At 68.8% G+C, this 10,158-nt stretch carries 9 protein-coding genes; 3 read left to right on the forward strand and 6 right to left on the reverse strand.

What is annotated here, in order from left to right:
- Positions 1-87: 87 nt before the first annotated feature.
- The 3 genes from BLW84_RS40955 to BLW84_RS40965 form a co-directional block, all read right to left on the reverse strand.
- Positions 88-1,488 carry an amino acid permease gene (locus tag BLW84_RS40955; protein ID WP_093277264.1) on the reverse strand — a complete coding sequence of 467 codons (1,401 nt, stop codon included), beginning with the start codon at positions 1,486-1,488 and terminating at the stop codon, positions 88-90.
- Positions 1,489-1,797: 309 nt separating this feature from the next.
- The gene (locus tag BLW84_RS40960) at positions 1,798-3,090 is read right to left on the reverse strand and encodes a HoxN/HupN/NixA family nickel/cobalt transporter (protein WP_218157676.1); all 1,293 of its coding nucleotides are present in this window, start codon (positions 3,088-3,090) and stop codon (positions 1,798-1,800) included.
- Between the two features lie 84 nt (positions 3,091-3,174).
- Entirely contained in the window at positions 3,175-5,094 is a 1,920-nt protein-coding gene (locus tag BLW84_RS40965; protein ID WP_218157677.1) for an outer membrane protein assembly factor BamB family protein, read from the reverse strand.
- 271 nt (positions 5,095-5,365) lie between these two features.
- Between BLW84_RS40965 and BLW84_RS40970 the strand changes: the two genes are divergently transcribed.
- Complete coding sequence (locus BLW84_RS40970; protein WP_245761739.1) at positions 5,366-6,655, forward strand: vanadium-dependent haloperoxidase; 1,290 nt, start codon at positions 5,366-5,368, stop codon at positions 6,653-6,655.
- 50 nt (positions 6,656-6,705) lie between these two features.
- Here the strand turns inward: BLW84_RS40970 and BLW84_RS40975 are convergent, their stop codons facing one another.
- Entirely contained in the window at positions 6,706-7,176 is a 471-nt protein-coding gene (locus BLW84_RS40975; RefSeq protein ID WP_177226980.1) for a COG4315 family predicted lipoprotein, read from the reverse strand.
- Between the two features lie 154 nt (positions 7,177-7,330).
- Here BLW84_RS40975 and BLW84_RS40980 point away from each other — a divergent pair, with 154 nt between their 5' ends.
- Together BLW84_RS40980 and BLW84_RS40985 are read left to right on the forward strand one after the other, a co-directional pair.
- Positions 7,331-7,840 carry a sigma-70 family RNA polymerase sigma factor gene (locus BLW84_RS40980; RefSeq protein WP_093277273.1) on the forward strand — a complete coding sequence of 170 codons (510 nt, stop codon included), beginning with the start codon at positions 7,331-7,333 and terminating at the stop codon, positions 7,838-7,840.
- Positions 7,837-8,472 (forward strand): zf-HC2 domain-containing protein, encoded by a 636-nt coding sequence (locus BLW84_RS40985; RefSeq protein WP_093277274.1) that lies wholly within the window; start codon positions 7,837-7,839, stop codon positions 8,470-8,472. Before BLW84_RS40980 ends, BLW84_RS40985 begins: the two co-directional genes overlap by 4 nt.
- Before the next feature lie 112 nt (positions 8,473-8,584).
- On the opposite strand, the gene BLW84_RS40990 is transcribed toward BLW84_RS40985, so the two are convergent.
- Both BLW84_RS40990 and BLW84_RS50575 read right to left on the reverse strand, forming a co-directional pair.
- Positions 8,585-9,904 (reverse strand): MFS transporter, encoded by a 1,320-nt coding sequence (locus BLW84_RS40990; protein WP_093277275.1) that lies wholly within the window; start codon positions 9,902-9,904, stop codon positions 8,585-8,587.
- Positions 9,905-9,995: 91 nt separating this feature from the next.
- A complete protein-coding gene (locus BLW84_RS50575) occupies positions 9,996-10,130 on the reverse strand; it encodes a zinc-binding dehydrogenase (RefSeq protein ID WP_425441823.1) in 135 nt (44 codons plus the stop codon).
- Between the last annotated feature and the right edge of the window lie 28 nt (positions 10,131-10,158).

The following is a 10,158-nucleotide window of genomic DNA, read 5'->3' on the forward strand; positions in this document are numbered from 1 at the left end:
TCGGAACCTCCGCCGGAAGTGGGGGAGTTGTCGCTGGTGCGTGCGCTGGGACGGGGGGCCAGCGCACGCACCAGTCGCTATTTGCCGTTAGGGCAGGGTTCGCTCGGCGGGAGCGTTCGTCGGGGTGGCCGGTCGGCGGTTGCGCACCGCGAGGTAGCCGACCGTGCCCGCGGCGGCCAGGACCGGTGTGAGGTACAGGGCGATCCGGGTGTCGGGGTCGAACGCCAGCAGCACCACGACCAGCGCGAGGAAGGCGAGTACGAGGTAGTTGGAGTACGGGGCGAAGGGCATCCGGAACTTCCCCGCCTGGATCTCGCCGGCGGCGACCTTCCGGCGGAATCCGAGGTGGGCGATGATGATCATGCCCCAGGTGAAGATGGCGCCGACGGTGCTACCGCTGGTGATGTAGGTGAAGGCTTCCTCGGGGGCCAGGTAGTTGATCAGAACGCCGAGCAGCATCGCGACGAATGTGACCGCGATGGCGCGGGATGGTACGGCGCGGGCGTTGAGGCGGCCGGTGCTTCGCGGTGCCTGCCCGTCCTGGGACAAGGTGCGCAGCATTCGCCCGGTGGAGTAGATGCCGCTGTTGCAGGACGACAGTGCCGCGGTGGTCACCACGAAGTTCACCACGCCGGCCGCGGCCGGGATGCCGATCAAGCTGAAGGCGTGGACGAATGGACTGCCGCTGGCCGGGAACTGGTCCCACGGCACCAGCACGGTCAGCGCGGTGAGAGCTCCGACGTAGAAGATCAGGATTCGCCACATGACCGAGTTGATCGCGCGCGGCAGTACCTTCTGCGGGTTCGTGCTCTCGCTCGCGGTCTGGCCGACCATCTCGACGCCGACGAAGGCGAACATGACGATCTGGAACGACAGCAGCGCGGCGGTCGGGCCGTTCGGGAAGAGTCCGCCGTGCGACCAGATGTTGCTCACCGCCGCCGTGTCGCCGAGGTTGCTGAACCCGAACACCAGGATCAGCGCGGCCAGCACGATCAGTGCGATGATGGCCAGCACCTTGATGAGGGCGAACCAGAATTCGAACTCGCCGAAGAGCTTCACCGCGATCAGGTTCACCCCGGTGAGGACGAACAACGCGATGAGCGCTGGGATCCATTGTGGAACGTGGGGGAACCAGAACTGGAAGTACTTGCCGACGGCGGTGATCTCGGCCATGCCGGTCACGATCCACACCAGCCAGTAGCCCCAGCCGGTGGCGAACCGGGCCCATGGTCCGACGAACTCCCCGGCGTACTCCGCGAAGGAGCCGCTGACCGGCCGGTACATCAGAAGTTCGCCTAGTGCCCGCATCACGAAGAAGATCATCAAGCCGGCGATCGCGTAGATGACGATGAGGCCGGGGCCGACCTGGTGCAGGGCCTTGCCCGAACCCAGGAACAATCCGACCCCGATCGCACCGCCGAGGGCGATCATGTTGATGTGCCGGCTGCTCAGCGCTCGGCGGTATTCCTCGGTGGGTTGCTGACTCATCTGAGAAAGCTCCGTTCATGCGGCAGCACTGCCGCCAGGTCGGTTCCAGACATATGTCGCAAACGTTGCATGTGCGTTCGGCCACGTGCGTGTTGCAGACCACCATGAGGCACCGGCCACGAGGTGTCATTGTTCCGCCGACACCGTTTGAGCGGAGTCGCTTGTGTCCGCGCCCCTCCTCCGCACAACGCGCACAACCCGCCACACCGGTTTCAACCACCACAAAGGACACAGCCGGTCCACGAGGCGTGGGGGCGTTGGCCGGCTCGCAATCGCCGCAAGGCCGCGTTTCGGTCGATTCGTCGATCGCTAGGGAGCGAGGATGTGTCCTGCGGCGAGTGCGGAGGCCAGACCACCACCGAGTACGACGGCCGTGGCGGCGACGATGGGTGCCTGCCGGGTCCATGCGCGCAACTTCGGCGAGCTGGCGGCGCGGGTCAGCAGTTCGTCGCGGCCCCGGAGCACGACGAGGCCGACGGCGGTCAGGGTCAGTGCCATGCCGAGTCCGAACGCGGCGACCATCAGGATCGCGGCGCCGACCCTGCCGGTGAGCAGCCCGCTGAGCAGGACGAGGAACGCCGATGGCGAAGGGAGCAGGCCGCCGGAGGTGCCGAGCAGCACGATGCCGCGCCAAGTGAGCAGGGATGTGCCGGGGAGCGGATGGGAGTGGCCGTGGCCGTGGCCGTGGCCGTGGCCGTGGCCGTGGCCGTGCGTGTGGTCTCGGTTGCTCAAGTGGCGCCGGAGCAATCCCACCCCGACGCCCACCACGACCAGGGCAGCGATCAGCTGCAGCCAACCCGTCAGCGCGGCGATGTCCGGGGCGTTCTCGCTGGCGAGCCACCACCCGACGGCTAGTGCGGCAACGGACGCGGTGTGCATCACAGCGACGATGATGCCCAGCCATACCGCGTCCCGTGCCCTTCCCCGGCCGCCGACGAGGAAGCCTGCGGCGAGCGTTTTCCCGTGTCCTGGGGCGCATGCGTGGAAGGCCCCCAGTGCGGCTGCGACGAGGAGCGCCAAGGGCAGCACGACTTGGTGTTCCAGCAGTCCGGAGAGGTCCGTGGTCCAGATGTTGAACGGCTCCTGCGGCCCGACTGCCACGCCCGGGTTGCCGCTGCCGAGCACGACTGCACGGGTCGGTTCACCGGCCGTGTGGAGGCCGCCGCCGCCCGACTCGGTGACGGAGATCGTGCGGTACTTCGGGTCGACGTCGTTCAGCGCGGTGATCGTGACGTCGACCGCGGCCACCGGATTCTGGCAGAGGTAGCGGAGGCGGGCGCCGTCCTGGGCGAGGCGCGTGGTGTCCGCGTGGTCCAGCGGGCAGGGGTGGCCGTCCTGGCTCAGTCGGATGTGGGAGCCGAGGTACTGCGCCTCGGATGTGTTGGCCGCGTCGGCTTCCGAGCGGAGCACGGCCAGGTCGTCGTTCGCGGCTGACCAGACGACATCGACCGCGTTTCCGTGAGCGGCGATTCTGGCGACCGGAGGGGTGCCGAAGGGGTGCGCGTTCGCCAGGCCGGCGAGACCGAGCAGCGCCGGCGTCATGAGTGCGCCGGCGAGGAGGATGCGAGCGGCCTTGGAGCAGGCGCGGCCGAGGATGTGCACAGCGATGTTCCGATCAGGAGTGCCCTGCGGGCTGCTCCCCTGGCCGGGGAGGCAGCCCGCAGGGCGGGTGTACCTGTTGACCTGTCAGCGGCGGGGGCCGTCCCCGGCCGGGCGCCGGGCGGCCAGGGCGTGGATCGTCCCGTCGTCGGTGAGGGCGAACACCCAGTCACCGCTGATGGACAACGCCGAAGCCACGCCGCCGCCGAGGTTGTACTCGGTCAGCCGCTTGCCGGTGGTGCGGTCCAGGACGACCAGACGTCCGTCCCAGGTGCCCGCGTACAGCCGGTCCTCGGTCACCACGGCGTGCATCGCAGGGGAACCGGGCCCTTCGGTGCACCCCTTTGCGACTCGCCATTTGTCGTCGAGTGGGCTTTCTCCGGGCAGGTAGCCGACGGGGGTTTCCCACAGCGGCTTGCCGGGTTCGGCTGCGCTGGTGTCGTAGGCGCGGATGACACCGTCGCGGCTCGCGATGTAGGCGATGTCGCCCCAGACGGCGGGACTGGTCAGCGGAGCGGGGCCGGGTTCGCAGGTGCTGGCGCCGCCCACCGGGGACTGCCACAGGACAGCACCGGTCTTGAGGTCGTGCCCGCGGGCACCGCTCGCGGTCATCGTCACCAGCTTCGGGTCTCCTGCGGCCGGATCGGTGAGGGCGGGGGAGGAGTGGCTGTCGATGCCGCCCTGGGTGTTCTGGACCCAGAGCTGGCTGCAGCTGGCGAGGTCCATGGCGACCAGCGTGCTGCTGGAGTCGGTGTGCAGGTAGGCGGTGTTGGAACCGGGCTGGCGGACCGCCGTGCTGTGGAACTGGCCCCAGCTGGTCGCTCCGTTGAAGCCGCCCAGCAGGTCACCGCTGCGAGCGTCGCGGCACTGGATCTTGTTCCAGTTCTGGTAGACGGCGACGGTGCGGTTCTCGCCCTGCAGGTCGAAAACGCTGACCGGGCCACCTGCGCGGCCGTAGCGGCGCACGGTGTCGCCGTGCCGCTCCTCCTTCTCGATCGTCTGCCAGACGACGTGGCCGTCCTTGGTGTCGAGGGCGTAGATCCGGCCGACGGCGGTGGTCAGGTAGACCTTGCCGTCGTGCAGGGTGGGCGCCGACTCGGCGTCGCCGTCCAGGTAGGTGCGCCAGATTTCGCGGCCGGACGCGAGGTCGTAGGCGAGCATCATGCTGTACGGGGAGTCGAACGCCCGGGAGGAGACGATCACTCTGCCGTCGGCGATCACCGATCCGTCGAGGTTGAACTGCTCACCGGTGTTGGCGGCCCAGCGCAGGTCGAGCTCGGCGCCCGGATCGTCCGCGCTCGCCGAGCGCCCCTCCTCGTCGCGCCCCTGACGGGTCCAGTCCTGACCGCTCTTCGGCTTCGCCAGCTCGTCTTCCGGCACCACCGTGAAGGTGTTCTTGATGGTGGGCCAGGCCTGGCCCTTGGTGTCCACTGCGGTCATCTCCGCCGTGTAAGTTCCCGGCCGCAGATCGTCGACGTGGTCGCTGACCCGGGTCCAGGAGATCCGCGCGCCCGGACAAGGCTCCGGCTTGCCACCGGGCGGCGTGTAGCAGTTCTGGATGCCTGGCCGTTTGTTGCCGAGGCCGAACTTCAGCCCGGTTTGCTGCCGCACCGTTTTGCCGCGGTCGTCGCGGATGGTGAGGGTGGCTGCGGCCGGAGTGCGGCCGTTGTCCTCGGCGTAGAGCTCGACAGGGATCTTCCCGCCGACGGTGTGGACGCTGCCCTGTCCGGGGCTGACGAGCGCGGCATCATCATTGATGTCGAACTGGCGGTGCGTCCCCATGACGTAGCCGACGTCTTCGTTGCGAGGGGTGCGCGGGTCGTCGGTGATGGGCTTGAAGTCGAGGATCTTGTAGTCCGGATGGGCGCCGTCGATGCCGTAGGTGCCCTGGTTGTTGATCTCGACCGAGCGGTTGAAGGCGCCACGGCGGTACTCCGCCTGCTGGTTGTGACCCGCGGCGGCCATCCGCACGTCGTACTTCGCGAGCTCGTCGATGGTCGGCTGCATGCCGTGCAGGAAGGATGTAGGTGCAACTAGTCCAGAAGCGGAACAACCGGCGAAGCTTCTCCTGCACGACGACCAACTCATACCGGGAAGAACGCGGCGAGTCGCGCAACGAGGCTCGGCCGGATGCCGAGGCGGCCGCCGCCGTCCGGGCGAAATCTCATCGGCACCCGCCTCGATGTTTGCCGGCCGGTCGATTTCGGTTGGTTGTGAACCTGCGCGCTGCTGCCGTCGTACCTGGCATCGGGACACAACACCGACCAGGGAGCAGTGCATGCGCAAGGGTTTGTTCAAACGAGGACCTGGTTCGCGAAAGAGCGTCAATGCCGCAGTGGTCGTCATGTCGGTCGCGGTCGGCACGACCGCCGCGGCGCCCCTCGCCCCCGGGCAGACGGCCTCGGACGTGGCGCTGGAGTGGTATGACACGACCGCCGACACCGTGAACGCCGCGGGCATCCCGGCGTCGGCGCAGGTCACGAAGAACCGCATGTGGGCGATTTCCTGGCTCGCGGCGGCCCGCGCCGTGCGCCCGGAGCTCGGAGCAGGGCAGTCACGCGAGTACGAGCAGGCGGCGCTCGCATCGGCGGTGCACGCTGCGCTGTCGGACTTGGTGCCAAGCCGCAAGGCAGAGTTGGACGCCGCTCTGGACCGAAGCCTGGAGCGAATCCCCGACGGTCCGGCCGAAGATCGGGGCGTGCGCGTCGGCCGCGAGCAGGCGCACTTGGTGCTCGCCGGTCGCGAGAACGACGGGTTGGACCCGGCGTCGGTCAACATGCCGTACCAGCCCCCGCAACCGGCCCCGGGCGTGTGGCAGCCCACGCCGCCGGCGTACGGGGCCGCGATCCAGGCCGGGGCGCGGTACGCGAAGCCGTTCCTGCTCGATGACCCGGCGCAGTTCCGGCTGGGGCCGCCGCCCGAACTCGGCTCCGAGCGCTACCGGATCGACCTGGCCGAAGTTCGCGCGCTGGGCGTCGCGGGCAGCTCGGTGCGCACCGAAGAGCAGACCAGGACGGCGAAGTTCTGGGAGCAGTCCACGCAGGTCGCCTACACCGGGGTTCTGCGCGCAGCGCTCGAACAGTCCAGGCAGCCGTTGTTCAAGCGCGCGGCCATGGTGGCGATCTTCAACGTCGCGCTCGTGGACACGCAGATCGCCACCTCCGACAGCAAGTACACCTACACCCGCTGGCGTCCGGTCACGGCCATCCGGGCGGCCGACGACGGTGACGGCGATCCGAACACCACGCCGGACCCGAACTGGACGCCGGAGGCCACGACACCGCTGCACCCCGACTACCCCAGCGGGCACAACACCTACGCCGGGGCGGCGGAAGCGGTGCTGACGGCGCTGACCGGGGTGCGGCCGGCCGAGCCGGTCACCATCGGCAGTTCGACGGCTCCGGGTGAGTTCCGCACCTATGCGAAGTGGTCGGAACTGACCGCCGAGGTCGTCGACGCCCGGGTCTGGTCCGGCTTGCACACGCGGACCGCCGACGAGGCCGGGGCCTTGCTCGGTCGCGAAGTCGCCGAGCACGACGTGCGGATGGCCTCCCAGCTGCTGCGCTGATGCGGGAGAACTCGTCGTCCCCGGGCAGCCGGGGACGACGAGTCTGCAGGTCAGCCCGTGGGCGCTGCCGTCTTGATCGCTTCACCGGCGGGGCTGACGACGTACCAGACGTGCATCTTGTCCTGGCCCTTGATGTCCCCGGCCGCCTTGTCCTGGGCGAAGTAGTACAGCGGCTTCCCGGAGAAGGTGATCTGCTGACCGCCGTCGGGTCGGTTCACGGTGCCGAGTTTTGCCGCATCCACGCCCGGTCCGGCCTGCGGAGCTCCGGTCAGCGGCGGCCACTGCGCCACGCACTGGTCCACGCACTGCGAGGTGCCGGGCTCGTCCTTCGTGAACAGGTACAGGGTTCGGCCCGAGGCGTCGACGAGGTAGTCGCCGGTGGGTGCGGTGCGGATGCCCACCACGGCGGCGGGCGCGCTGGGCGCCTGGGGCTGGGATTCGGGCTGCTCGCCCGATCCGCAAGCTGCGATCGTCATCGTGCAGGCGGCGGTGGCGAGGACCGCGATTCTGCGCAACGGCATGATGTTCCCTTCCGTTCGATTGCGTTGTCCCCCTGTACGTCCGCTGCCGCCTGCCGGTTCAACTGAAATCCGTTCGCCGGATTGTTGAACTGCGCCGGTGTTCGTGACGTACACCCGGGTAAGGGAGAATGAGGCCGAGGCAGGACGGGGTGCGATGACGGCGGACGAGCGACTGCTTCGTGCGATGTACGAGGAGTACGGAGGCATGCTGACCGGATTCGTCCTGCGGTACACGGACGACCGGCAGCGGGCCGAGGACGTCGTGCAGGAGACGCTGCTGCGGGCGTGGCGCAACCTCGATTCGATCGATCCCGGCCGCGGTGACCCCCGGTCGTACCTGTTCTCGATCGCGCGGAACATCCTGATCGACGGCTGGCGCGCGGATCAGCGCCGCCCGCGCCTGGTCCGCGACGACGGTGTCGTCGAATCGTTGCCGGTGGCCGACGACCTGGACCGGCTGCTGGACGGCTGGCTCGTCGGGGAGGCGCTCCAGCGGCTGTCGCCCGAGCATCGCGCGGTCGTCGTGGCGTTGTACTTCCAGGGGCGCAGCGTGGCCGAATCCGCGGAACAGCTCGGGATTCCGCAGGGCACGGTGAAGTCCCGCGCCTACTACGCGGTGCGAACGTTGCGAACGATCTTGGAGGAAATGGGGGTGGTCCGGTGAACGAGGAGCACGAGGCGGTTCGCGAGCTGCTGGGTGCATACGTGCTCGGCGGTCTGGACCCGGAAGATCGGCGGCGCTTCGAGGAGCACCTCGGTCGCTGCGCCGAGTGCAGGGAAGAGCTGTCCGGTTACGCGGGGCTGCCCGGATTGTTGCACCGCGCCGGTCCACCGCCGGAGCCGACCGAACCAGCGGAGCCGGAGTGGGCGAAGCTGATCGAGAAGGCCCGCACCGAACGAGCGGCGCCACCGCCGAAGCGGAGGTGGCTGCTGGCTGTCGCGGCCGTGGTGCTGCTCGGTGTGGGATCCCTCGGAGGTATGGCCGCGGTTTCGTGGGAGCCGGAGGGTGCCGATCTGGTGGCTGCGGCGGGCGTGACGTCGCACGGGCACGGCAAGCTGGAGAGCCGTCCGTGGGGGACGGCGGTGTCGCTGCACGTGGAGAACCTGCCGCCGGACGATCACTTCGTGGCCTGGGTGGTGGCCCGCGACGGCCGCGCCGAGCAGGCCGCCACGTGGTCGCGGACCCCGACCGGTGAAGCACGGCTGTCCGGTGCGTCCGCGATTCCCCGGGACCAGGTGTCGCACCTCCTCGTCACCACGGGAAGCGGCCACCCCCTTCTGGAGATGCGCGTCTGAACCCAATGGCCCCTTGTGGGCATGCTCGCGAGATCGGCGTTGCCCCCCGGCTGGGGCAGACCGTCGCGATCGTGCACCGGGTTGCGGACGCGGATGGCGGGAACGATTTTCGTCACCGGTAGAGATGGGCGGAACTACCGGAGGTTTCGCGGACGGTCAGCGCGAGTACGGCCAAGCCCAGCGCGCCGGCCAGGATCAGGATGAAGGCGGGAACGAACGTGTTTCCGCTGATCCCGATGAGCCAGGCGGCCAGGTATGGCGCACCGCCGCCGCCGAAGGCCGCGCCCAGGCTGTGACCGAACGCCACGCCGGTGTTGCGGACCTGGACCGGGAAGAACTCGGGAATGCTGGCGGAGGTGCCGGCCTGGCAGAGCGCGTACGGCACCATGACCAGCGCCAGCCCGGCCATCGCGAGTGCGACCGAACCCTGGTTCATCAGGAAGAACGAAGGAACGGTGAGCACGATGTAGGCGCAGTACGACCAGCGCAGCATTCGTTTGGCGCCGGATCGGGCAGCGAGTTGCCCGGCGACCGGGATGAGCGCTCCGGCGAGCAGGACGGCGACCAGGACGATGGTCGACGCGGCGCCCTTGGAGAAACCGAGGATGTTGCTGAAGTAGACAGCGACGAAGACGGTGCCGAGGTAGGTTCCGGTGTTCTGCACCAAGGCGATGGCGAACACCTTGGCCAGGGGCTTTCGGTGCTCGCGGAACAGCTCGCGGACCGGCTGGGCGGTGGCGCCTCGCCGCCTGCTGTTCTCGACGAATTCCGGGCTGTCTTCCACGCGCAGACGCAGGTAGAGGCAGAGCGCGCCCAGCGGCAAGGCGAGCAGGAACGGGATCCGCCATCCCCAGGATTCCATCGCGGGCGCGGGTAGCGCCCCGGCGACGATCGCGGCCATCCCGGCTGCCGCGCCCTTGCCGAGTTGGGCGGTCGCCGGGATGAACGAGAGGTAGACCGAACGCCGCCTGGGCTCGGCCCATTCCCGGATGTAGCTGGAGGCGCCTCCGACCTCGCCACCGGCCGAAAAGCCCTGCAGCATGCGGAAAACGACGAGCAGAACGGGAGCCCAAGCACCGAGCTGGGCATAGCCGGGCAAGAGGCCGGTCAGCGTGGCCGCCACTCCCATGACGGTGACGCTCGCGATGAGGCCGAACCGGCGGCCTTTCCGGTCACCGAGCCACCCGAAGAACAACGCGCCGAGCGGACGGACGAAGAAGGCCGAGCCGAAGACCAGCAGCGTGTTCAGCAACCCGGTGGTCGGGTCGTCACTCGGGAAGAACACCACCGACAGCGTCGCCGCCACGTACCCGTAGACGCTGAAGTCGTAGTACTCGATGAACGTGCCGAAAACGGCGACGCCTGTCGCCTTCTTCGCCTTCCGCCGGTGGGCGTGGGTGGAGGGCGCTCCTAAGCCGACCTCGGTTGGCATGACGGCTCCTTTGCAGTCATCCGGTAACGGGCTGTTGTCGCCCGCGGTGCTGGCAGCCGATGTCGGCCAAGGCTTCGCCTGCGGTTGTCGGTCAGCGGATCTTCAGCACGAGCTTGCCGGTCGCTTGCCGGTTGTCGATTGCTTTGAGTGCGCTGATGGCGTCGTCGAGGGGGTAGCTGCCGCCGATGGGTGCGGTGATGGTGCCGGAGGTGATGTGGGGTTCGATCTCTGACCACTGCCAGTGGAGGTAGCCC

Origin of the sequence: Saccharopolyspora shandongensis (genome assembly GCF_900106995.1) — a bacterium.
Classification (GTDB): domain Bacteria; phylum Actinomycetota; class Actinomycetes; order Mycobacteriales; family Pseudonocardiaceae; genus Saccharopolyspora; species Saccharopolyspora shandongensis.